Raw genomic sequence first — 21476 nt, 5'->3', positions numbered from 1 at the left:
ATGAAAAAACTTACATTAATAATCGGGCTACTGGTTGCCGGGAACATTCTTTATGCGCAAGATCGAAGGCAAGAGCTTAGAGAAAAGGTTGAGGTTAAAATTGAAGAATACAAGGAAAGGCTCGATCTAACCGAGGATCAAGTGGCCGACCTCAAAAAGCTAAGGGAGTCTATGAAACCTGAGCTTGATGAGCTAAGAGATGATGATGAAAAATCAAGAAGCGCAAAAATGAGAGCTCATGCGGATATCATTGAGAAAAGAGAAGCTGAGGTTGCTAAAATTCTGAATCAAGAACAGCTGGCCGAACTTGAAGTAATCAAAAAGGAAATTAAGACCAACGCAGAAAATCGACGAGAGAAAAGAAAAGAGAGACGTGGGGGTGGTCGCTAAAATGATAGTCAGTTTTAAAGCCCTCTTTTTAGAGGGCTTTTTTATTATTCAAATAAGCTCTTCTGATCCTGCCCAACAGGGATCGTAAGGTTTTGATTAAGCTCCTTGTTGAGTTTTTGGGTAAAGTAAGCTGATAAAACCGGCGATTCCTTCTCCAGGTTTTGATGAACAAAGAAGTATAGATTTTCCATCCCTGCCTCTGACCAGTTTTTGACTCTCTTCAACCACGTATCAAGCCTGGAATAATCAGTTTCGTGATTGGCTCCAACATATCTCACAAATACAGACGGGGACGTCAAACGCATATGGAGCAGGTCTCTCCTACCAGCCGTATCTGTCACGATGTTAGAAATTTTATTTTCCTCAAACAAAGCGTAAACTTCATTCGCAACCTCAGCATCATTAAACCACTCCGTATTTCGTAGCTCAATTGCTAATGGAATATCCTTCGGCCAGTACTCTACAGCTGTCACCAGTCGCTCCATGTTGGCTGGCTTGAAATTGTCATGGAGCTGCAAAAAACACATACCCAGTTTATTGCCAAAAGCTCTAATATTGGTCGTATACCTTTCGATCGGTTCTTCCACATTGTTAAGTCTTTTGATATGGCTTACCATCTGATGAACCTTGGGAAAGAACTTGAAATCATCAGGTGTTTTTTCTACCCACTTCTCGATTTGGTCTACACTGAAGTGGTTGTAAAAGGTAGCATTCAGCTCGATAGAATTGAATTGCGTAGAATAATAAGCTAGTTCATCTTTCGTCCCTCTGGGATAAAACTTTTTCAAGTCCTGCTTGTTCCATTTGGCGCATCCCACGAATACACTCTGAAGTCCACTCCCCTTTTTTAAAACTCGCTCTGTGTCATGATGATCATCGGGCAATGAAAAATCAATTTCCCCGGGGTTATCTACGCTTCCAAATTTCATGTGTGCTTGTTGTTTTCAATTGGTCACATGGAATTCGCACGAACAAAATTCACTTTTAATAATAGTGAATTACTTACATGCTCATTTCATGTGCTAAAGCTAAAAAAGTCTATTTCAAAAGGCCAATTGCTTTGCCGATGAATTTATCCACTGTGCGGGTAGGCATCAGCCGGGGCACAGTCCAGTTCATAAATTTTTGAGGCACAATCAAGTATCTGGTCTTTGATCTTTTTGCTTCAAATGCATCAAAAATGATTTTCGCCGCTCTATCAGATGTCCAGGCATTTTTCACAGCCTTTGCTACAAACTTGGTTTGAAACTTGATAAGTGCTGGGTAGAATATAGACCCCTTAAACTTTTCCTCTACCAACTCGGAAGCTCCCTTATTCCATATAGGTGTTTTAATTGGACCTGGTTCTATTAAAATCACATCAATTCCAAATAGTAGAAGCTCCTTCCGTAAACTTTCTGTGATCCCTTCCAGCGCATGTTTCGAACCCGAGTATGGTGCCATGAAGGGCATGCCATGCCTTCCTGCCACAGAAGAAATTTGCACAATCTTACCCGGATCGAATGGAGCATTTTCTCTAGCACCCAAAAGTGGCAGAAAAGCCTGAGTCACTTTGATGAGTCCGAAAACATTTACATCAAATTGATACTTGAACTCGTCAATACTCATGTCCATGAAAGGCCCACCCACAGCTATCCCCGCATTGTTTACCAACCCAGCCAATCCTGCGTCTCCTATTTCTTTGGCTAAATCCGCTGCAGCCTTATCCACAGCATCATAGTCAGTCACATCAAAAATTAGAGGCTTAAAATTTTCCCCGAGATCGGCAGAAAGGCGATCCGCATCCTTTTGCTTTCTTACACTTCCATATACTGCATAACCATTCGCAACAAATATCTTTGCCAGGTCATATCCAATACCGGTGGAAGCACCCGTGATTAATATATTTTTAGATTTAGCCATAATCAAGGTTCTAGAGTGAGTAAAATAAACGAAATCATCCGCAAACGAAGATCAGTCTATCCTATGCAATATATCGATAAGCCGATCCCCAGAGAAATTCTTGAGGAATTGCTCCAAAATGCTAATCATGCTCCGACTCATAAACTTACGGAACCATGGCGGTTTAAAGTTTTTACAGGGAATGCTAGAAAACACCTCGGTGAATTTCTAGCTAAAAAATATCGGCAAATAACTCCTGATTTTTCTCAAACCAAATTTGAAAAGATTCGCTCCAATCCTACAAAAGCTGGAGCTGTTCTGGCAATAATCCTACACAGAGATCCAGCTCAAAGTGTGCCTGAGTGGGAAGAGATTGCAGCCGTAGCATGTGCCGTACAAAACATGTGGATTTCTCTGGAACAGTATGGGTTAGGAGGATATTGGAGTACCCCGGCATTGTGTCAATTTTTAGGTGAGCATGTGTCAATAGAAGAAAATGAAAAGTGTCTTGGATTCTTTTATATAGGCTATTGCGAGCCGAGTGATCGGATAATTCTTAAAAAACCAATTGAAGAAAAGGTAGAATGGATTGACAAATGAAACTAGAAAGAGAATCAATAAAGCTGCTTACGAAAGCTCTCGAAAAGCTGGAGTCTGGATTTGACTTACCAGAAATGAGTCAATCTTTTGACTCAGAAAAAATGGAGGAAGTAATTCTGAAAACTGCAGAGCGTATGCGGGATAACTATCCATATTTTCATCCGCTCTTTGCTGGTCAGATGCTCAAGCCACCTCATCCCATTGCGAAAGCTGCCTACATGATGGCGATGTGGATCAACCCGAACAACCACGCCATGGACGGAAGCAAGGCAAGCTCTCCGATGGAAAAAGAGGTGGTAGCTGACTTAGCAAAAATGTTTGGGTGGAAAGAACATCTTGGTCACCTAACAGGTGGTGGCACCATGGCAAACCTTGAGGCTTTGTGGGTTGCAGGAAAAATTCATCCTGACAAAACAATCATTGCGTCTGATCAGGCACACTATACTCATGAACGTATTTCCGAAGTACTTAAATTAAAATTTGATAAAGTAGAAACTGATCATCAGGGAAGAATAAGTCTGAAAGCGCTTGAAGAAAAGCTAAGAAAAGGAAACGTCGGTACTGTGGTGTGCACGATGGGCACGACTGGTTTAGGTTCAGTCGATCCTCTAAAGGAGGTACTGGAGCTACAAAAAGAGTACAAATTTAGAATTCATGCCGATGCAGCCTATGGCGGATATTTTAAGTTGCTGGAAAACTTAGATACTGAAACAGTTGAAAAATTTGAGTTACTAAATACAGTCGACAGCATCGTAATCGATCCTCACAAACAAGGTCTTCAGCCATATGGATGTGGGTGCGTGCTTTTCCAAAATCCTGATGTTGCCAAATATTACATCCATGACTCGCCGTACACCTACTTCACCTCTGATGATTTGCATCTGGGTGAGATTAGTCTCGAATGTTCAAGGGCCGGTGCGTCAGCGGTAGGGTTGTGGGCTACTCATCAGCTGATGCCTCCTGTAAAGGATGGTGAGTTTGCAAAAGACCTTTCCAAATCGAGGAATGCGGCATTGAAATTTTATGAGAAGCTCGCAGAAAGCGCACAATTCTTCCCTATTGTCAAACCGGAAACAGACATTGTAGTCTGGGGAACCAAGGGAGAAAGAACAAGCGAGATGTCCCAAGCAGCCCAGGCTCTTTTCAAAAGAGCAGAAGAAAACCAACTCTATCTTTCTCTTTACAAGTATCCGACAGCAAAGTTTTCAAATGTTGATTTTGAAATTGACTCAGAATATCTGGTTTGTTTGCGCTCCTCACTTATGAAGCCGGAGCATAAAGATTGGCTGGAAGAGATTTGGGCAAGGCTGGGGAAAAGTATTTGAAAAAGCTGTTTTCAAAAGGTCTGTCATCCTGAGTTCATGGGAATCGCCAACTTAAATTAGCTGTCGCTAATTTTTTATGCGAGACTCCTTCGTCAGAATGACATTCTGGTTACTAAAGACCTTTTGAAAACAACCAGACTTACGAATGATCTGATAGCTTATACAAGCTGTAAGCACCAATCGCCATTACTAGATCCCTCACTGCCACATCTACATAGTTCCAGCTGACAAGCAGCATTATAGCTATCAGAACAAGCCATGCAGACACTATCAGTGATCCCAATTTGGTTTTAGTCAAAACCAAAGCGCCTGCCACAATTTCAATAATACCAACAATCATCATAAATGTGCCAGGATCGAAAGGCAACATTCCTTCATTAAGGTATTGACTCCAATCAGTCAGAATATTGGTGAATTTATCCAGTCCCGCCACAACCGGTACCAAGCCATAAGTGTATTTCAAAAGGGTGAACACGTTTTTTACTGTAGTTTCCATTTTTCTATTTGTTTAAATGTGAGCTTTGGATTGGAAAAATGAAAAAAGGTTACACTGTTTGTAACTTTCACTTGTTAGTAAGGTCTAACTCACAAAAACTGTGATGAACATTATTCCGATAACTGATAAGAACAATAGCAAGCTTTCAGAAATTGAGGTTGTCAAAAAAGTATTAGCTGGTGAGAAAGGTTTGTATGAAATTTTGCTACGACGAAATAATCAAAAATTGTTTCGAGTACTCAAAGGCTATTTAGCTGATCAGGATGACATTGCTGATACGATGCAGGAAACCTACCTCACAGCTTACGAAAAACTCTATCAGTATCGTCAGGATTCAGCTTTTTCCACATGGCTCATTCGGATTGGTATCAATAAAGCACTCAACAAAATCAAAAAGAACAAGCGAGTCTATTGCTGTCAGAGCAAGAAAATTCGGGGCTTGATATCAAAGATTATCAACTCGTAAGTCCGGAAACTAAAATGATACACATGGAAGCAAAACAGATGTTGGAAACGGCGATTGGACAATTGGATAAAAAGTACCGTAGCGCATATATCATGAAAGAAGTGGAGGGTATGTCCATAGCTGAAATATCAGAGTGTCTCGACCTTTCGATCTCCAATGTAAAAGTGCGTATCCACCGAGCTAAAAGTATGATAAAGGAAAGTTTGTACTATCAATCACAATCCACCGACCTCTTCGAATTTGGCTTTTCAAGGTGTGATTTGCTTGTAGAAAGGGTAATGGAGCAAATCTTGTGATCCAAATTTCACCACTGTTAACAGCGATTCGTCTACACTTTTGACCTTTTGGTAAAAAATATAATGTGACCTCCCTCCAATAGTTCGTCAAATAATTAAATTCGAACTTGAGTTTGCTTTGACAAATTCAGCAATGCTTAAAAGAAGCCTACATATTATCATCGCTTTGCTGCTGGTTTTCACAACCACAGCATCTATCTGGGAGCAGCTCATTGCGGATCAAGATTCGGTTGAGATTAGTTTCGAATATGAAACTGATGCAGAAAAAGGCGAAAAGGAATCTAAAAAGGAAGTTGATTCCTGGGATGATGATTTAACTACAGAGGCTGCTAACATTCATCCTGAACTTTATTCCGGCTTTCAAAAAGTTGGATCGTCCACATTTGCTCCTATTGGTGGAGCTGACAAAAAACTATATCTCCTATTCCAGCGACTTAAGCTGGACTGCTAAAATTTCTCATTCCTAAGACTCAGAAATACAATTTCTGAATCCAAGACTTGATTTTCAAGTCTCTCAATCAATCTATTCTCCACCCTAGAGAATAGGCTGAATTTTTAACTCATTCGACATCTTAAAATATTATGAAAAATATCCTAACAATGGCAGGGCTATTAATCCTGCTATATAACTCAGCCTGTGAATCACACAAGGAACACAATGAAGAAGCGGGACAATTTCCAGTAACAAGCCCACTAAAAAAAGACACGCTTACCACTAGAAACTATGTCTGTCAAATTCACTCAGTACAGCATATTGAACTTCGAGCACTAGAAAAAGGGTACCTGGAGAAGATCTATGTTGATGAAGGACAGTTCATTAAGAAAGGTCAGCTCATGTTTCAAATAATGCCAAGACTGTATCAGGCGGAGATGCAAAAGGCTGAAGCTGAAGCCAATTATGCAGAAATCGAGTATCAGAACACCAAAAAATTATCTGAAAACAACGTTGTTGCACCGAATGAACTGGCATTAGCAAAGGCTAAATTAGATAAAGCAAAGGCCGAGCTGGCATTAGCTCAGGTTCACCTTGATTTCACTCAAATTCGAGCTCCATTTGACGGCATCATGGATAAATTCCATGTAAGAGAAGGCAGCCTGCTGGAAGAGGGTGAGTTATTAACTACGCTCTCAGACAATCACGAAATGTGGGTATACTTTAATGTCCCTGAGGCAGAGTATTTAGACTACAGAAGCAATATCAAAAGGGACTCTGTGATTGAGGTGAGATTACTCCTCGCCAACAACAAATTTTTTGAATATCCCGGTAAAGTGACCGCTATTGAAGCTGACTTCAACAATGAAACGGGAAACATAGCATTCAGAGCCACTTTCCAAAATCCGAAAGGACTGCTGCGACATGGTGAAACCGGGAGTGTGATAGTAAACAGTCCTCTGAACAATGCACTTCTAATTCCTCAAAAAGCCACTTTTGAAATCCTAGCTAAAAAATATGTTTTTATCGTCGGAGAGGATGGTGTGATACATTCAAAACAGATTTCGGTAGGTGCGGAACTCCCACATCTATTTGAAGTAAAATCAGGACTTAGTGCATCTGATAAAATCCTTTTAGAGGGTTTACGAAGAGTAAAGGATGGTGACAAAATCATACCAGATTTTGTAGAGCCACAAATTGCCATTTCAGAACTAAAACTCCATGCGGAGTAATGTCAACCTCTAGAAGAAATTAACATGTTTAGCAGAATAATACACAGGCCTGTGATGGCCATCGTCATTTCACTTCTACTACTATTCACAGGAGGTTTAGCGATCAAGACTTTACCAATTTCACAGTTTCCTGAGATTGCTCCAACCACCGTAAACATATTCATTGCCTATCCCGGCTCTAGTGCCTCGGTTTTGGTTAATTCAACACTCATACCGCTGGAACAGGCGATAAATGGCGTACAAGATATGAGGTATATTTCCTCAGATGCGACCAGTGCCGGAGAAGCAACGATTAGGGTGATTTTTGAGCCTGGGACAGACCCTAATCAGGCAGTAATAAGGGTAAAAACCCGGGTAGATCAGGTAATGCCGCTGCTTCCTCCGCTTGTACAAAGAGAGGGGGTTATCATTACTCCAATCCAGCCCAGCATGTTGATGTATGTCAACCTGTATAGTACCAATAAAGAGGATGATGAGAAGTTTTTATACAACTATGCCAATGTGAACCTCATCCCTGAAATCCAAAGAATTAAAGGGATCGCCAGGGCTCAGATTCTTGGTAGTCGTCAATTTGCAATGAGGGTCTGGCTAAAACCGGATCGGATGCGCGCGTACAAAATTTCCGCCGAGGAAGTGATGGAATCCATGCTGGAGCAAAGTATAATTGGACGTCCCGGGCGGCTAGGACAAAGTTCAGGAAAAGAAGCACAGGCCATTGAATATGTACTAGTCTATCAGGAGCGATATAATCAGGCTCATCAGTATGAGGATATAATCATTCGTGAAAATGAAGAAGGTGAAATCATTCGACTTAAGGATATCGCCGAAGTTGAATTAAGCAGTGAGTTTTTTGATATCTACTCAAATCTGGATGGGTACCCTGCCGCTTCTATTGTGCTAAAGCAGACGGTGGGCAGCAATGCTTCTGAAGTAATTGACGAAGTAAAACAAAACCTGGAAGTTATGCGGGAGTCCTTTCCTCCGGGGATGGATTATAAAATCAGCTATGATGTATCAAATTTCCTTGATGCCTCCATTGAACAAGTAACTCATACACTTCGTGATGCATTTATATTGGTTGCTCTTGTGGTGTTTCTATTTCTTGGAGATTGGCGCTCAACCCTAATTCCCATTTTAGCTGTACCCGTATCATTAATTGGTGCATTCTTCTTCATGCAGCTGTTTGGACTCTCCATAAATCTTATCACACTTTTTGCACTTGTGCTAGCTATTGGTATTGTAGTGGATGATGCAATTGTGGTGGTGGAAGCTGTGCACGCTAAGATGGAGACAGAGAATCTATCACCATACAATGCAGTGAAAGCCGTAATGGGTGAGATCAGTGGTGCGATCATCGCCATTACAATGGTAATGGCATCTGTATTTCTTCCGATAACTTTTATGCCTGGGCCTGTTGGCACTTTTTACCGGCAATTTGGTATTACGATGGCCAGCTCCATTGTACTTTCTGCAATTGTCGCGTTGACCCTCACCCCAGTCCTATGCGCCATGCTTTTGAAGAATACTCATGGTCATGAAAAGAAAAAATCTTTCATTTTTAGAGGGCTTCATTTATTCAATCGGGGATTTGATGAAATGACCAACAAATATGTGCGACTGCTAAGGAAAATCGTGACTCGACGACTTGTCACTTTTGGCATTTTAATAGCCTTTGGAGTGGGTATTTTTTTGCAAAACCGAGTCCTTCCTTCCGGATTCATACCAAATGAAGATCAGGGAACGATTTACGCCATTATCCAAACGCCTCCGGGAGCCACCCTGGAGCGAACCAATAAGCTGTCGCAGGAGCTCCAGCAAATTTGCGAAGAAATTGACGGGATTGAGTCAGTCTCTGCACTTGCAGGCTATGAAATCATGACAGAAGGCCGAGGATCAAATGCAGGAACTTGCTTGATCAATCTAAAAAACTGGTCCGATCGTAAGCATTCAGTCCATGAAATCATGGAAGAACTGGAGGAAAAAACAAGAAATCTGGGTGCAATTGTAGAATTCTTTGAACCTCCTGCAGTTCCGGGCTTTGGAACTTCGGGCGGCTTCTCTCTACGGATGCTGGATAAAACGAATACCAACGACTATCAGGAGTTCGAGAAAATCAACAATAGCTTCATGGATGCATTAAGAGAAAGAGAAGAGCTAGCTGGGCTATTCACTTTTTATGCTGCAAATTATCCTCAGTACGAGCTGGAGATTGACAATGACGCAGCAATGCAGAAAGGTGTATCGATTGGTAAGGCCATGGAGAACTTAAATATCATGATCGGTAGTACCTACGAGCAAGGCTTTATCCGGTTTGGGCGATTTTTCAAGGTGTATGTGCAGGCAGGTCCGGAGTACAGGCGATACCCATCCGATCTTCAGGATTTGTTTGTGAAAAATGAGCATGGCGAGATGGTTCCCTACTCTTCATTTATGAAGCTGATAAAAAAACAGGGACCAAATGAAATAACCAGATATAATCTGTACAACTCAGCTTCCATCCGAGGACTTCCCGCTAAAGGTTACACGACTGGTGATGCGATGAGCGCCATCCAGGAGGTTGCCAATGAAAATTTACCAAGAGGATACGACATAGCATGGGAAGATCTCTCGTATGATCAATCAAAACGAGGAAATGAAGCACTGTACATCTTTATTATAGTTCTCATTTTCGTATACCTGGTATTGGCAGCTCAGTACGAGAGCTTCCTACTTCCACTGGCAGTTATTTTATCTCTTCCGATAGGTATTTTCGGTTCATTCCTCTTACTTAAAATGATGGGGCTGGCCAACGATGTGTATGCCCAGATTGGGCTGATTATGCTCGTCGGATTGCTAGGCAAAAATGCGGTGCTAATTGTAGAGTTTGCCGTTCAGAAACAACATCAAGGAGCAACTATTCTTGAAGCTGCAATCGAAGGAGCCAAGGTTCGTTTTAGACCAATCCTAATGACATCTTTTGCATTCATTGCAGGCCTTATTCCCTTAGTCCTTTCTCAAGGTGCGGGTGCAGTAGGGAATCAAACCATCGGATCTTCAGCATTAGGCGGTATGCTTTTGGGAACATTGCTAGGTGTGGTGATCATACCTGGACTGTATTACATATTCGCCAAACTAGCGGAAGGACGAAACCTGATAAGTGGAGAACACAATGAGCCATTCTCAGAAGAATATGTTCAGGTGAATGTTCAGCGAGATAAGCTGCTGGACAATATGGTTGAAAAAGAAAAGAGCACTTTAAATACAGACCAATGATTACAAGAACTTTAAATAAAGGATATATTTTGATTGCATTGGTTGCGTACTCATGCGTACCAAAACTTTCAATACAAGAAGCTAACAAGGTAGTTCCTGAACAGTACGCTGGTAAAAGAGATACTACTAATACTGCAAAGACAAATTGGAGAACATATTTCAATGATGAATACCTCATCGCTCTCATTGATACAGCCCTTTCAAAAAACCAGGAATTAAACATTTTCTTGCAAGAACTGGAGGTTGCTAAAAATGAAGTGAGAGCAAGAAAAGGAGAATACCTCCCTTTTGTAGATGTAGGAGCCGGAGCGGGGATAGAAAAGGTAGGCCATTATACTCGTGATGGAGCAGTAGAGGAAAATCTTCAAATCAAAGAGGGAAAAGAGTTCCCGGAACCATTACCTGACTTCATGATAGGAGCCCGAGCAAGATGGGAGCTAGATGTTTGGCGAAAGCTTCGCAATGCCAAAAAGTCTGCCCTTGTAAGGTATCTCTCTTCAGTTGAGGGTCGGAATTTCATGGTTACAAACCTGATTGCTGAGATAGCAAATTCATATTATGAATTGCTTGCTCTTGACAGTCAGCTTGAGATTGTAATGCAAAATATTCAAATCCAAAGTGACGCTTTAGAAGTAGTAAAGTTGCAAAAACAATCTGCACGGGTTACTGAATTGGCTGTGAAGCGGTTTGAAGCTCAAGTATTGGACACCAAAAGCCTTGAATTTGAGATTCGCCAGTTGATTGTGGAAACTGAGAATCGAATCAACTTCTTACTAGGGAGGTACCCTCAGCCAATCGTTAGAGACTTGCAAAAGTTTAGTGATCCGGTACCAGACTCGATCATGGCTGGGATACCATCTCAATTGCTGGAAAACCGACCGGACATCAGGCAGGCAGAGCTGGAGTTAGCGGCTGCCAAGCTGGATATCCACGTAGCAAAAGCTAAATTCTATCCTTCCGTTGGAATTACTGCAGGGATAGGTTATCAAGCTTTTAATGCTAAATATCTATTGACCACACCTGAGTCACTGATGTACTCGATGTTTGGAGATATAGTGGCACCAGCTATCAATAGAAACGCAATAAAAGCAGTCTATAACAGCGCAAATGCACAGCAAATACAGGCTGTTTATAATTATGAGCAAACTGTTTTGAATGCCTTTATAGAGGTCGTGAATCAACTATCAAATATTGATAACCTTAAAAAAAGCTATGATTTGAAAGAGCTACAGGTTCAAGCATTAACAGAGTCAGTTGATATTTCAAACAACCTATTCAAATCGGCAAGAGCCGATTATATGGAAGTGCTATTAACACAACGTGAGGCGCTGGAATCACGATTTGATTTGGTCGAAACTAAAATGCAACAAACACATGCATGGATCAATATTTATAGAGCTCTGGGTGGAGGATGGAATTGAATTTTAAATAAAAACTTACTGATATGAAAAAGCAATTTATTTGGATCACATTGGGTATAGTTACCTTTTTTGTCATCATTTATGTGGGTGGACAACAGCGTGAAAACGAACACCCCACGCTAAACGAATCGGCTAAAATGCCAGATTCATATCTAAAAAATGTCGAATACTATGAGGAGAAGGATAGACATGAAATGAGTGCTTTCAATCTGGAGAAGGCCATACAATCGATTTGGAAGTTGGAGAGCGACGTAGATAAATCAAGTTTCGAAAAGCTCGAAAGCGCAATAGAGAGGTTGGAAAATGTTCATAAGAGCATCATACGTGATTCGATCGATTCGAATGAATTACGATCTTCCTTTGAATTTGCGCTTAATAATTTGGCTCATGCTGAATTAGAGGTTTCTGAAATGTATGCGGAGACCAATCATATCTATGAAGCAAATATTGCCCTGAAGTATGCTCAACTCCATGTAAAAAATGCCATGCTATTTCACAATCCATATTGGAAAGGTGACTCAATTCAATTTGCAATCGAAAAGCAAGTTTTCAATGAAATGGAGCGTTTGCTAAAAGACAAGTCTGTATCACCAGCAGAATACACACTTGCACTTGATAAAATGATTAAGGCAATTGACGTGGTGATAGCAAATCAACAATAAAATAAAGATTTGAGTTAGTTGGACACCAGTGTGTCCTAGGTTAGGGAGCCGGGCCAATTTTAATGGCCTGGCTTTTTTATACAACAACTAATAAAATAGACGTACAAACTTTTAAGACAGTCAATTAATTTTTCATGATGTTTGCAAACAAAAAAACGAATGAGAAAAATAGTGATTCTAGCGCTCGGACTAATATGTGCAAGTAAACCACAGGCTCAGGAAACCCATGGCGATCCTGAATTCTGGTTTCTGATGCTAAATCATTACCAAATTGATGATCAATGGACAGTAGGGAACGAATTGCACATTCGAAGAACCGAATTTATGAGTGAAAAAAAGCAATTTATTCTTAGACCCTTTGTGAATTTTAAGCCTGGAGAAAGTGTCGTTTATTCTGTTGGATATTCTTATATCGAAACTCACCCATACGGGAAATATCCCAGGCCAATTACCCAACCGGAGCATAATTTCTGGGAACAAGTGACCGTCAATCAATCTTTAGGGAAGTCAACACTCTCACATCGATACCGGATGGAACACCGATATCAGGGTGACTTTGTGGAGGAAAGTCCGGGAAACACAGTGATTGATGGCTATAGTTTCAGCAATCGGTTTAGATACCGACTTACTTTGAGGAAGCCGATCAGTGAGGATTACTTCATTCATATTTTTGATGAGCTGTGGGTATCTGCAGATAAGCAATTCAAGCAAGCAGAATATAATCAAAACTGGATATATCTGGGGCTAGGTCGAAATGTTGGAAATGGAAATATTCAGCTTGCCTATCTACACCAGCATGCCAGTGGTGGTGGGATAGTAGAACGTCACCCATCACTCCAATTGACTTTTCAATACGATTTTTAAAAAAAAGGCCATCCTAGATGGCCTTTTTTTATATCCCTAACTCGACTTTATTTCTTTTCAGCACTTCGATGATGAACGTGATATGCTCAGTCATGTCCACCCCTAACATCTCTACACCTGCTGCTATCTCGTCACGTTCAACCTTCGCAGCAAAGCTTGCTTGTTTTAGCTTTTTTTTCACTGATTTGGCAGTCAGGGTTTCGACTCCTTCCGGTCTCACCTGACAGCAGGCTACAACAAATCCAGTAAGCTCATCACATGCGAGAAGTGCTTTATCCAGCGTAGTATCATAAGACACATTCCACTTGGTATAGTGTGCTGATATTGCATGCGCAATCTTCTCTTCTCCTTTTTCTTTCAGCAGTGCCACAATTCGATTCGGGTGCTCTTCAGGATATTTTTCATAGTCTGCATCGTGGAGCATTCCGGTAATCGCCCACTCTTCCGGATCCTCTCCAAATTTTTCAGCATAAGCTTCCATCACCAATTCTACCGTTCGCGCATGACGAAGGAGACTTTCTCCTTCAGTCATTGATTCAAGAATGGTTCTTGCTTCTTTTTTATCCATACCATGAAAATACTGAAAAGTACACTACTCGTCTCGGAGCATATCAGCCGGATTTGCTTTCGCTGCTTTTACTGTTTGCCAACTGATGGTTAAAAAACCAATTAAAAATATGAGAATTACTCCTGGCAATAGTTCCATGGGACCAATATCTATTCGTTTTTTGAACTCCGACAAAATATGCTCAGCAAACAGATAGTAAGTGAATGGGATCGCAATAACTGCAGAAATAAACAACATCAACATGAAGCTTCTAGACAGGATCATAACCAGATTCTTCTCAGAAGCACCAAGCACCTTTCGAATACTGACCTCTTTTATTCGGGTCTCGGTAGTGAAAACAGCCATGCCTAAAAGCCCCATAGTGGAAATCGCAATGGCCAGAATGGCCAGAAAAGTGAATATGCGAAACAAAACCCTATAATGAGCATATGAATCCTGGATTTGATCGTTCATAAACTCCGCCTTAAAGGGATGAAGTTTCTCGATTCCCGTCCATATTTTCTCCATCTTGGTCATCATCCCAATAATATCTGTTGAGCTCACAACCATATTGATGTACTGAAAATCATCTTCACCCCCATGAATTAAAGCGGTTGGTTCCGCATCACTGGACAAATTCTGGTACTGATAATTTTCTATTACCCCCACAACCTGAAGCGGAATATCATCTTCAATCCTTCGTTGCAGGTAAAGAACCTCTCCTAAAGCATCACCTGGGGCACTAAAACCAAAGCGCTCACTCAATGACCGATCTATGATAATAAACTTTGGGTCTTCCTCCTCCTTCTTATTGTAGGGGAATGTGCCTCCGGCCAAAAATTTCATTTCATGTATCAGCGGGTAATTTTTATCAACAGGATTGAAATAAAAAGACACTGAATCCATAGGATCATTGTATTTGAGCTCGTCTCCCCATATCTCTCCGGTACTTGGAATCATGCCAGATCGTGACACATCCATCACTTCAGGCAGCTTTTTCAATTCGGTCATCAATTTTTGGGAATCGTTACCCATCAGCTCAAGATTAAGAATATTCTCAGAAGTAAATCCTAAATCATAATTGATGGAAAAGTTGTACTGACGATAGGTAATAGTGGCTCCAATGATGAGAGCCATGGATATGGCAAACTGAAATACAATCAACATTCTGCGAAGACTCACCCCTTTAAACAACCTAAGTTTAGAAGCGTCCTGAAGAATTGAGATGGCTTTTAATTTTGAGAGAACGAGAGATGGCAAAATACCAGAGATAAATCCAATGGAGATTGCGAAGACAATGAAATAAACAAGATTTATCCACCTGAATTCCATCATTACATTCTCCTCATCCACTACTGAAGTAACAAATTCTGGTTTAATCAAAAGGTACAATCCACCTGCGATAACGAGCGAAAGAACTGCTATCAAAATAGCTTCAAATACAAACTGGGTAAGCACCTGAGACTGAGAAGCACCCACTACTTTCCTGATTCCTACCTCTTTTGCTCTTCGCAGTGCTCTGGCAATGGAGAGATTGGTATAATTAAAGCACGCTGATAAAATAACGATCAGGGTGAGACCTAAAAGCTGATAAATACTCTCCCACGTAATACTGGGACCTATTTGATTGGAAAGGTCCCGGCCGGGAGCAATCTCACTTAAATTTTCAACTTCGTGAGTAATCGTATATCGATCTGTTTTAGCGTTTTCCTCAACTGCTATTTCTGTTAAATAATTATTGATCTGATCTGGTGTGCTACCCTCTTCCAGCAAAACATACACATAGTTCATCCAGATGCTCCGCCATGTAAAAAAAGTAGAGTTTTCGTCGTTTCTGTACTTGTTCTCAAGTGTAGACATAGAAGCCAATGCTTCAAACTGCATATGAGAGTTGTGTGGCACCTCAGCCATAAGGCCAGTTACAGTATACGTGTCTTCTCCGGAGGTCACTAGCTGGCCCACCGGATCTTCATCTTTAAATAGCTTAGTTGCGGCCTTCTCTGTAAGAATGATAGAATATGGTTCTACGAGTGCTGTTTTAGGATCTCCTGATTTAAGATCAAACGAAAACACATCAAAAAATTCAGGAGACGAATAGTGCCCACGAACATTGATGATATTTTCACCCTTGGATATGTCGGCATTGAAGTTTCGGCGCATAATCAGCACCTTTTCAAAACCAGAATATTCATTCCTGAGCTTCTCGCCTATGAAAACAGATGTAGATGCCAGATCAAATGGATCATCCCCTGTGATGCTAGAATAGGTAGAAGTCACCCGATAAATTCGATCCTTCTTCTCATGGAATTCATCGAAGGTGAGCGTCTCTCCAATGTAAGTAATCATAAGAAGTCCAACTGACATGGATATGGCCAGTCCAACGATGTTGATAGATGAGAATAGTTTGTTTCTGGCAATACTCCTGACACTTGTCTTGAAGTAATTGCCCAGCAGATTAAAAAATGTCATTTGTCCTAGTATTTTGGGTTTTCGAATGGTGTAAAGTCTGCAGAATTTGAGCACATCGAGAAAGAAAATAAGGTTTGCTTTACCTCTGCTTCTTTCGAGGTTTCTGAAATAGTATTCATGCAAATCGCCCTGCAGATCCTCTAGCAGATCCTTTCGACAGTAGAATTCAATGATTCTATCCATCCAGCGTGGCGGCCCTTTGATTTCGTCCTTCATTAGATTCCTTGAAATACCAACTCAGGAATTTTACCCCACAGTCTGTCTCGCTGTTCTTTGGCTTTCATCAAAGCTACTTTTCCAGCATGTGAGACAGTGAAAAATCGCTTACGTCTTCCTCCCCTCTCTTTGGTAGGCTCACCCAGCTCTGAAGTTATTAGTCCTTTATCCTCCAGTCGCTTGAGTACAGCGTGTACCACACCAAGTTTGGTCTTGCGGCCTGTCACATCAGCTATTTCATCTACAATGTTTACGCTATAAGCCTCCTCCATAAGTGAAGCAATGGTAAGAAGTACGATTTCTTCAAATTCACCAAGATTGGTTCCTTTCATTTCTACAGAAATTGATTAATTCATTAAATGTATGAAAAATGAATACGCAACAAAAGATTGAAAGGTTTTATTTTTTCATTATTTGTATAAATAATAGATCAATTCAATTCAATAACCATAATTGACAGTTCAGTAGATTATGAGGCATTCCAGCCAATTGCATGATTCTGAAGTGATGAATACTCGTGTCATTTGTATTAAGAAATGATAAAAATCACTATTATGAAAAAGCATATCACATTCCTTTCTCTTCTTCTATTAGGCACGCTAGCAATGGCTCAAAATTTTGAAGCTCCCAAAAAAGGTGCGAAAATTTATGTGGAAGATTATACCATAAATCTGGACGAAGGTGGAGAAGCCACATTCGACCTTTGGCTGGTTCGATCCAAGTTTGCCAAAAGAGCAGAATTCTTAGCTCCTAAACTCCTTAGTAGCTCAGGATTGACATTTGAAGTAGCTCAAGATGCAAATGATGTAGATCACTATACTGTAAAAGTATCTGCAGAAAATGTGAAATCTGGACAATACACTTCTACTGTTTCTGCAAGAAGTACCGGAACTCAAAAAGTGACCGGAACTACACTTTCATTCAATGTTGTTGCTGCACAGGCAGTAGCATCGAAAGATGGAGAGTAAATTAGCTTAATGAAATGAGCGGTAAACTCATCAGGCCGAGTATAACTTGGTTAGATGAGTTTTATTGCGAATTCCATGTGTACGAATAAAAAATCACATAATACACATGAAATATTGGTATAGGCTAACTATTGCCGTCTTTGTTTTCTTGTTCTTTAAGGTAACAAGAGATGTCTCCAGGGACGAATTGTTCCATTGGGATAAGGGAACTTGGATCTCACTTGCCTATACAGTTATTGTCATTCTTGCACTATGGGAAATAGTAGCTCGCTATATCTATGCTACCAGCAACAAAACAAGCATAAACTCTAGTAAAGGATTATATATTCTTTCTACAAAGGCAACACTTCTGGTGTTGCCTTTGGTGTTTTTGTTCGCATTTATCTATGACAACATTCTGGAATACATCAGCTGCTGTCCTGAACACTATTATGGCAGTTTCCTTGTCAATACTGCTCAGGGTTTTGTCATTTCACTTTTGATCATCGCCTATGAGATTATTATTCTCTACGTAAGAAACGCGATCAGGGCAGCAAGGGAAAAGGAACAAATTCAAAAAGAACTAGCAGCTGCCAAACTGGAAAGTCTGAAAAATCAAGTCAATCCGCATTTCTTATTCAATAGCTTCAGCGTTCTTACTTCACTTGTCGAAGATGACTCTAAATCCGCAGTTGAGTTTATTTCCAAGCTATCAGATATGTATCGGTACATCCTGGAAAATGATGAAAAAACGGTGGTTTCCCTGTCGGAAGAGCTCGCATTTCTGGACAGCTACATCTTTCTTCTATCCATGAGGCACAGGTCGGCGATTGTTATTGAAAAGAACCTGAACCTAAATCAAAAAGATATCCTTGTACCCCCTATGTCCATCCAAATACTGATTGAAAACGCAGTAAAGCACAACGCCTTCTCTGTAGAAGACCCATTAATCATTCATATCCGAAATGATGAAGAGAGGGCCATCGTTGTGGAAAACAAAAAGCGTAAAAAAGAACACCTGTCTTCAAGCACTCAAATTGGGTTGAAAAACCTTTCTAACAGACTAATGCTTTCCTCCGGCCGTGGACTAGAGATCATGGACCATGAGGGTTCGTTCCAAGTTCGACTACCTTTATCGCGATCATGAATGCCGTAATCATAGAGGATGAACAACTGACTGCCGAGCGCTTGAAAAAGCTGATCTTGGAGCATACCTCGCTCAAAGTCATCCAGACATTTTATTCAGTGGGTTCAGCCAAAAAGTGGCTTGAGGAGAATGAAAGTCCAGATGTTTTATTCCTCGACATTCAGCTTGGCGATGGGACAGGATTCGATATTCTAGATGCACTGGAGTCTTTCCCAAGAGTTATTTTCACCACCGCATTTGATAAGTATGTACTGGACGCTTTTAAATATAACAGCGTTGATTACTTGCTGAAGCCCATAAAATCTGAAGACCTGATCGCAGCTGTTGCAAAGCTCAAAAAAGTGCAGAGTCAGGCCGATATAAGCCAAATGGTACGCAACTTAAAATCTCAGCTTCAGAGTGGGTACAAGAAGAAATTTCTTGTTAAAACAGGCCACAAATTCCAATCTGTAGGGGTTGAAGATATTGCTTATTTCTACAGTGAATCCAGCACAAGCTACTTGCGGACGCTGAAAAGTGAGTCGCTAATTATCGATCATTCCCTGGACGAGCTCCAAAAAATCCTTGATCCTGAACGATACTTCCGTATCAATCGCCACATGATCATCTGCGATGATTACATCACCTCTATTGATTCATATTTCAATAATCGACTACTACTTACGTTGAAACCGGAATTTTCCGAACAAGTAATAGTCAGCAGAGAAAAAGTGAAGGCGTTTAAAGAGTGGCTGGATCGGTAGTGATTAAAGCCCACGTCCTTATCTTTATCTGAGATGAATCACCCTCAATACGACTATGCAATCATAGGTGCCGGAGCTGCCGGACTCCAACTGACCTTGAAGATGATTCAGGATGATTTCTTTTCCGAAAAGCGAATTTTGATTCTGGACAAAGATGATAAGGTCGCTAATGATCGAACGTGGTGCTTTTGGGAAAAGGGAGAAACCATTTGGGATCAGCTAGCCACGCACACCTGGAGTTTTGGGCAGTTTATAAATCAGGAAAAGACCATCGATTTTGAGCTGACACCCTATCGCTATAAAATGGTTCGATCTGCCAACTTCTATGCGTATGCAAAGGCCATTATTGCGAAAGCTGAGAACGTAGACTGGGTCAAAGATTCTGTAGGTCACATTGAAGAACAGTCGATCATTGGCACAAAAAACTCATACTCAGCCAATCATGTTTTTGACAGTCGGATTCCTGAATCCTTTTTGGAAAAGCAGACGAAATACCATTCACTCATTCAGCATTTCAAGGGGTGGTTTATTCAGTCAGAATCTACTTGCTTCAATCCTGATTCATTTGTGATGATGGACTATCGCCTGAAGTGGAAAGACAGCACAAGCTTCACTTATGTTCTACCTATTTCAGAGACGGAAGCACTGGTAGAATTTACCCTCTTCAATAACCACCTCCTACCCGATGATGAGTATGATGAGTACTTGAAAAAGTATATAGACCAGCATCTTCAGCTAAAGACATTCCAGATCAAAGAAGTGGAGCAGGGACAAATTCCTATGTCTGACTATCCGTTTTATAAGCATCACTCAAAAAACATTACCAAGATTGGCACTGCAGGAGGCTGGGTACGTCCATCATCCGGGTATTCATTTAAAAATGCTGACCGGTACTCTTCCATGATGATTGAAAACATAAAAAGTGGAAACAGACCTGAAAAAGGAATAGCCACTTCAAGGTTTCGAGGATATGATTCCATTTTTTTGAATGTGTTGAGTAAGAGAAACGACCTGGGGGAAGACATTTTCACAAGACTCTACACCAAACCGAACATTCAGTCGGTCTTTCGATTTCTGGATGAAGAAAGTAATATTTCTGAAGATTTGAGAGTCATGTTTTCACTCAACAGACCTCAATTTTGGAAGGCGTTTTTGAGTACTTTTTGGCGATAATCAAATCTTGCACCTTACCCCTACCCTGTAGAGCATGGCATTATCAATGTTAGGCACAAACACATTGTCTTTCCCATCGCGCAATTGCACATCAGAAAAAACCGTGCGGGTCAAATTTAGATAAGCTTCAAAATGCTTAGATATACTGTATTCATATCGCAAGCCGGCCAATATTAAAAACATTCGGATCCGATCTGCAAAGAGAGCATCATTCACAAGCACTCCGTTCTGAATATGGGCATTGAATCCATCTCCTTCAGCATAAAGCTGAAACCGGTTCTTCTCTCCAAGGTAGTATTTCAAATTTGATGATGGCGCTCCAACAGTGTAAGACCACCTCTCGTGGAATTTTCTATAATAGCTAAAAAATGGAAATGGGGCTGGAAACCGACTTGTTGTGGTGTAGTACATACCCGCGATGATCCGATGAGGCTTCTTCACCACCTCAGTATCCATTTTGTCCTTAACGAAAACCACAAGACCAGACAAAAGGAAATCTCCACTCTCCAGTTTCATCTCTAAATTGCTGGTGAAAGATGGCGCCAGCTTCATTCCCAAATACCAGTCATTCTTTAGCTCATAAATATATGAAAAGGCTAAATCCAGTGATGTAAAGTTTTCAACTTCCTCCTTGTCGTACGAGTCCTGATCTTCGTGAAACTTAAACTGAATGGCACTATAATCCAGCCCTACAAAAAAGTAAGCCTTCTCGCTGACCTTAAAAGGCACGTTGAATAGCACATGCTGACGCTGATATTCAAAGTTCGCATTCTCTCCTGGTAGGTAACTATACTCCGCTTTTGCCAGATCCAAGTACTGACAAAAACACCCCCAGCAGAGGCAAGTCATGACAAATAAAAAGGAGGGTGCTCGCATTTTGAATTTGCTAAAATCGCTAAAAAAATGAGCCGATCTT

The 21476-nt window shown here is 40.8% G+C and carries 22 protein-coding genes; 15 read left to right on the top strand and 7 right to left on the bottom strand.

Features of this window, described 5'->3' with window-relative positions; translation table 11 throughout:
* Nucleotides 1-390, top strand: coding sequence for a hypothetical protein (locus ACEQZT_RS10570; protein WP_370089393.1), 390 nt, complete (start codon nt 1-3; stop codon nt 388-390).
* A gap of 44 nt (nt 391-434) precedes the next feature.
* Here the strand turns inward: ACEQZT_RS10570 and ACEQZT_RS10565 are convergent, their stop codons facing one another.
* A complete protein-coding gene (locus ACEQZT_RS10565) occupies nt 435-1319 on the bottom strand; it encodes a DUF72 domain-containing protein (RefSeq protein ID WP_370089392.1) in 885 nt (294 codons plus the stop codon).
* Between the two features lie 109 nt (nt 1320-1428).
* On the bottom strand, nt 1429-2292 hold the full coding sequence (locus tag ACEQZT_RS10560) for an SDR family oxidoreductase (RefSeq protein ID WP_370089391.1): 864 nt from the start codon (nt 2290-2292) through the stop codon (nt 1429-1431).
* Between the two features lie 15 nt (nt 2293-2307).
* On the opposite strand from ACEQZT_RS10560, the gene ACEQZT_RS10555 reads away from it, so the two are divergent.
* The gene (locus ACEQZT_RS10555; protein WP_370089390.1) at nt 2308-2871 is read left to right on the top strand and encodes a nitroreductase; all 564 of its coding nucleotides are present in this window, start codon (nt 2308-2310) and stop codon (nt 2869-2871) included.
* On the top strand, nt 2868-4196 hold the full coding sequence (locus ACEQZT_RS10550) for an aspartate aminotransferase family protein (protein ID WP_370089389.1): 1329 nt from the start codon (nt 2868-2870) through the stop codon (nt 4194-4196). The genes ACEQZT_RS10555 and ACEQZT_RS10550 overlap by 4 nt, the downstream gene beginning before the upstream one ends.
* 139 nt (nt 4197-4335) lie before the next feature.
* Here the strand turns inward: ACEQZT_RS10550 and ACEQZT_RS10545 are convergent, their stop codons facing one another.
* Complete coding sequence (locus tag ACEQZT_RS10545; protein ID WP_370089388.1) at nt 4336-4692, bottom strand: hypothetical protein; 357 nt, start codon at nt 4690-4692, stop codon at nt 4336-4338.
* A gap of 103 nt (nt 4693-4795) precedes the next feature.
* On the opposite strand from ACEQZT_RS10545, the gene ACEQZT_RS10540 reads away from it, so the two are divergent.
* The 8 genes from ACEQZT_RS10540 to ACEQZT_RS10505 all read left to right on the top strand — a co-directional run bounded on the left by ACEQZT_RS10540 (nt 4796) and on the right by ACEQZT_RS10505 (nt 13318).
* Nucleotides 4796-5158 carry a sigma factor gene (locus ACEQZT_RS10540; RefSeq protein WP_370089387.1) on the top strand — a complete coding sequence of 121 codons (363 nt, stop codon included), beginning with the start codon at nt 4796-4798 and terminating at the stop codon, nt 5156-5158.
* A gap of 23 nt (nt 5159-5181) precedes the next feature.
* Entirely contained in the window at nt 5182-5454 is a 273-nt protein-coding gene (locus ACEQZT_RS10535; protein ID WP_370089386.1) for a sigma factor-like helix-turn-helix DNA-binding protein, read from the top strand.
* A 133-nt stretch (nt 5455-5587) separates the two neighbouring features.
* The gene (locus ACEQZT_RS10530) at nt 5588-5905 is read left to right on the top strand and encodes a hypothetical protein (protein ID WP_370089385.1); all 318 of its coding nucleotides are present in this window, start codon (nt 5588-5590) and stop codon (nt 5903-5905) included.
* A 131-nt stretch (nt 5906-6036) separates the two neighbouring features.
* The gene (locus ACEQZT_RS10525; protein WP_370089384.1) at nt 6037-7119 is read left to right on the top strand and encodes an efflux RND transporter periplasmic adaptor subunit; all 1083 of its coding nucleotides are present in this window, start codon (nt 6037-6039) and stop codon (nt 7117-7119) included.
* 24 nt (nt 7120-7143) lie between these two features.
* Nucleotides 7144-10371, top strand: a complete 3228-nt coding sequence (locus ACEQZT_RS10520) for an efflux RND transporter permease subunit (protein WP_370089383.1) — start codon at nt 7144-7146, stop codon at nt 10369-10371.
* On the top strand, nt 10368-11792 hold the full coding sequence (locus tag ACEQZT_RS10515) for a TolC family protein (RefSeq protein WP_370089382.1): 1425 nt from the start codon (nt 10368-10370) through the stop codon (nt 11790-11792). Before ACEQZT_RS10520 ends, ACEQZT_RS10515 begins: the two co-directional genes overlap by 4 nt.
* Nucleotides 11793-11815: 23 nt before the next feature.
* Nucleotides 11816-12454 carry a hypothetical protein gene (locus tag ACEQZT_RS10510; RefSeq protein ID WP_370089381.1) on the top strand — a complete coding sequence of 213 codons (639 nt, stop codon included), beginning with the start codon at nt 11816-11818 and terminating at the stop codon, nt 12452-12454.
* Nucleotides 12455-12613: 159 nt separating this feature from the next.
* A complete protein-coding gene (locus ACEQZT_RS10505) occupies nt 12614-13318 on the top strand; it encodes a DUF2490 domain-containing protein (protein WP_370089380.1) in 705 nt (234 codons plus the stop codon).
* 28 nt (nt 13319-13346) lie between these two features.
* Here ACEQZT_RS10505 and ACEQZT_RS10500 read toward each other — a convergent pair whose 3' ends face one another.
* From ACEQZT_RS10500 to ACEQZT_RS10490, 3 genes are read right to left on the bottom strand one after another with little or no spacing between them, the layout of a single operon-like run.
* Nucleotides 13347-13886 carry an HD domain-containing protein gene (locus ACEQZT_RS10500; RefSeq protein ID WP_370089379.1) on the bottom strand — a complete coding sequence of 180 codons (540 nt, stop codon included), beginning with the start codon at nt 13884-13886 and terminating at the stop codon, nt 13347-13349.
* A gap of 24 nt (nt 13887-13910) precedes the next feature.
* Entirely contained in the window at nt 13911-16550 is a 2640-nt protein-coding gene (locus ACEQZT_RS10495; protein ID WP_370089378.1) for an ABC transporter permease, read from the bottom strand.
* The gene (locus ACEQZT_RS10490; RefSeq protein WP_370089377.1) at nt 16550-16882 is read right to left on the bottom strand and encodes a PadR family transcriptional regulator; all 333 of its coding nucleotides are present in this window, start codon (nt 16880-16882) and stop codon (nt 16550-16552) included. Before ACEQZT_RS10490 ends, ACEQZT_RS10495 begins: the two co-directional genes overlap by 1 nt.
* Nucleotides 16883-17104: 222 nt before the next feature.
* Here ACEQZT_RS10490 and ACEQZT_RS10485 point away from each other — a divergent pair, with 222 nt between their 5' ends.
* The 4 genes from ACEQZT_RS10485 (at nt 17105) to ACEQZT_RS10470 (ending at nt 20560) form a co-directional block, all read left to right on the top strand.
* On the top strand, nt 17105-17518 hold the full coding sequence (locus ACEQZT_RS10485; RefSeq protein ID WP_370089376.1) for a hypothetical protein: 414 nt from the start codon (nt 17105-17107) through the stop codon (nt 17516-17518).
* Between the two features lie 106 nt (nt 17519-17624).
* Nucleotides 17625-18644 carry a sensor histidine kinase gene (locus ACEQZT_RS10480; protein ID WP_370089375.1) on the top strand — a complete coding sequence of 340 codons (1020 nt, stop codon included), beginning with the start codon at nt 17625-17627 and terminating at the stop codon, nt 18642-18644.
* On the top strand, nt 18641-19387 hold the full coding sequence (locus ACEQZT_RS10475) for a LytR/AlgR family response regulator transcription factor (RefSeq protein ID WP_370089374.1): 747 nt from the start codon (nt 18641-18643) through the stop codon (nt 19385-19387). Before ACEQZT_RS10480 ends, ACEQZT_RS10475 begins: the two co-directional genes overlap by 4 nt.
* A 33-nt stretch (nt 19388-19420) precedes the next feature.
* Nucleotides 19421-20560, top strand: a complete 1140-nt coding sequence (locus ACEQZT_RS10470; protein WP_370089373.1) for a lycopene cyclase family protein — start codon at nt 19421-19423, stop codon at nt 20558-20560.
* On the opposite strand, the gene ACEQZT_RS10465 is transcribed toward ACEQZT_RS10470, so the two are convergent.
* Nucleotides 20561-21436 (bottom strand): DUF6268 family outer membrane beta-barrel protein, encoded by an 876-nt coding sequence (locus ACEQZT_RS10465; protein ID WP_372530153.1) that lies wholly within the window; start codon nt 21434-21436, stop codon nt 20561-20563.
* Nucleotides 21437-21476: the final 40 nt, after the last annotated feature.

The sequence above is a fragment of the Ekhidna sp. genome, from assembly GCF_964218185.1.
In the GTDB taxonomy this organism is placed as follows: domain Bacteria; phylum Bacteroidota; class Bacteroidia; order Cytophagales; family Cyclobacteriaceae; genus Ekhidna.
The sequence above is the reverse complement of the archived record's forward strand: the minus strand, read 5'-3'. Positions and strand labels throughout refer to the sequence as shown.

Excerpts from the sequence above, each read along its gene's own strand:
- ACEQZT_RS10570 (WP_370089393.1), top strand. The coding sequence starts at position 1 with ATGAAAAAACTTACATTAATAATCGGGCTACTGGTTGCCGGGAACATT.
- ACEQZT_RS10565 (WP_370089392.1), bottom strand. The coding sequence starts at position 1,319 with ATGAAATTTGGAAGCGTAGATAACCCCGGGGAAATTGATTTTTCATTG.
- ACEQZT_RS10560 (WP_370089391.1), bottom strand. The coding sequence starts at position 2,292 with ATGGCTAAATCTAAAAATATATTAATCACGGGTGCTTCCACCGGTATT.
- ACEQZT_RS10550 (WP_370089389.1), top strand. The coding sequence starts at position 2,868 with ATGAAACTAGAAAGAGAATCAATAAAGCTGCTTACGAAAGCTCTCGAA.
- ACEQZT_RS10545 (WP_370089388.1), bottom strand. The coding sequence starts at position 4,692 with ATGGAAACTACAGTAAAAAACGTGTTCACCCTTTTGAAATACACTTAT.
- ACEQZT_RS10540 (WP_370089387.1), top strand. The coding sequence starts at position 4,796 with ATGAACATTATTCCGATAACTGATAAGAACAATAGCAAGCTTTCAGAA.
- ACEQZT_RS10535 (WP_370089386.1), top strand. The coding sequence starts at position 5,182 with ATGGAAGCAAAACAGATGTTGGAAACGGCGATTGGACAATTGGATAAA.
- ACEQZT_RS10530 (WP_370089385.1), top strand. The coding sequence starts at position 5,588 with ATGCTTAAAAGAAGCCTACATATTATCATCGCTTTGCTGCTGGTTTTC.
- ACEQZT_RS10525 (WP_370089384.1), top strand. The coding sequence starts at position 6,037 with ATGAAAAATATCCTAACAATGGCAGGGCTATTAATCCTGCTATATAAC.
- ACEQZT_RS10520 (WP_370089383.1), top strand. The coding sequence starts at position 7,144 with ATGTTTAGCAGAATAATACACAGGCCTGTGATGGCCATCGTCATTTCA.
- ACEQZT_RS10515 (WP_370089382.1), top strand. The coding sequence starts at position 10,368 with ATGATTACAAGAACTTTAAATAAAGGATATATTTTGATTGCATTGGTT.
- ACEQZT_RS10510 (WP_370089381.1), top strand. The coding sequence starts at position 11,816 with ATGAAAAAGCAATTTATTTGGATCACATTGGGTATAGTTACCTTTTTT.
- ACEQZT_RS10505 (WP_370089380.1), top strand. The coding sequence starts at position 12,614 with ATGAGAAAAATAGTGATTCTAGCGCTCGGACTAATATGTGCAAGTAAA.
- ACEQZT_RS10500 (WP_370089379.1), bottom strand. The coding sequence starts at position 13,886 with ATGGATAAAAAAGAAGCAAGAACCATTCTTGAATCAATGACTGAAGGA.
- ACEQZT_RS10495 (WP_370089378.1), bottom strand. The coding sequence starts at position 16,550 with ATGAAGGACGAAATCAAAGGGCCGCCACGCTGGATGGATAGAATCATT.
- ACEQZT_RS10490 (WP_370089377.1), bottom strand. The coding sequence starts at position 16,882 with ATGAAAGGAACCAATCTTGGTGAATTTGAAGAAATCGTACTTCTTACC.
- ACEQZT_RS10485 (WP_370089376.1), top strand. The coding sequence starts at position 17,105 with ATGAAAAAGCATATCACATTCCTTTCTCTTCTTCTATTAGGCACGCTA.
- ACEQZT_RS10480 (WP_370089375.1), top strand. The coding sequence starts at position 17,625 with ATGAAATATTGGTATAGGCTAACTATTGCCGTCTTTGTTTTCTTGTTC.
- ACEQZT_RS10475 (WP_370089374.1), top strand. The coding sequence starts at position 18,641 with ATGAATGCCGTAATCATAGAGGATGAACAACTGACTGCCGAGCGCTTG.
- ACEQZT_RS10470 (WP_370089373.1), top strand. The coding sequence starts at position 19,421 with ATGAATCACCCTCAATACGACTATGCAATCATAGGTGCCGGAGCTGCC.
- ACEQZT_RS10465 (WP_372530153.1), bottom strand. The coding sequence starts at position 21,436 with ATGCGAGCACCCTCCTTTTTATTTGTCATGACTTGCCTCTGCTGGGGG.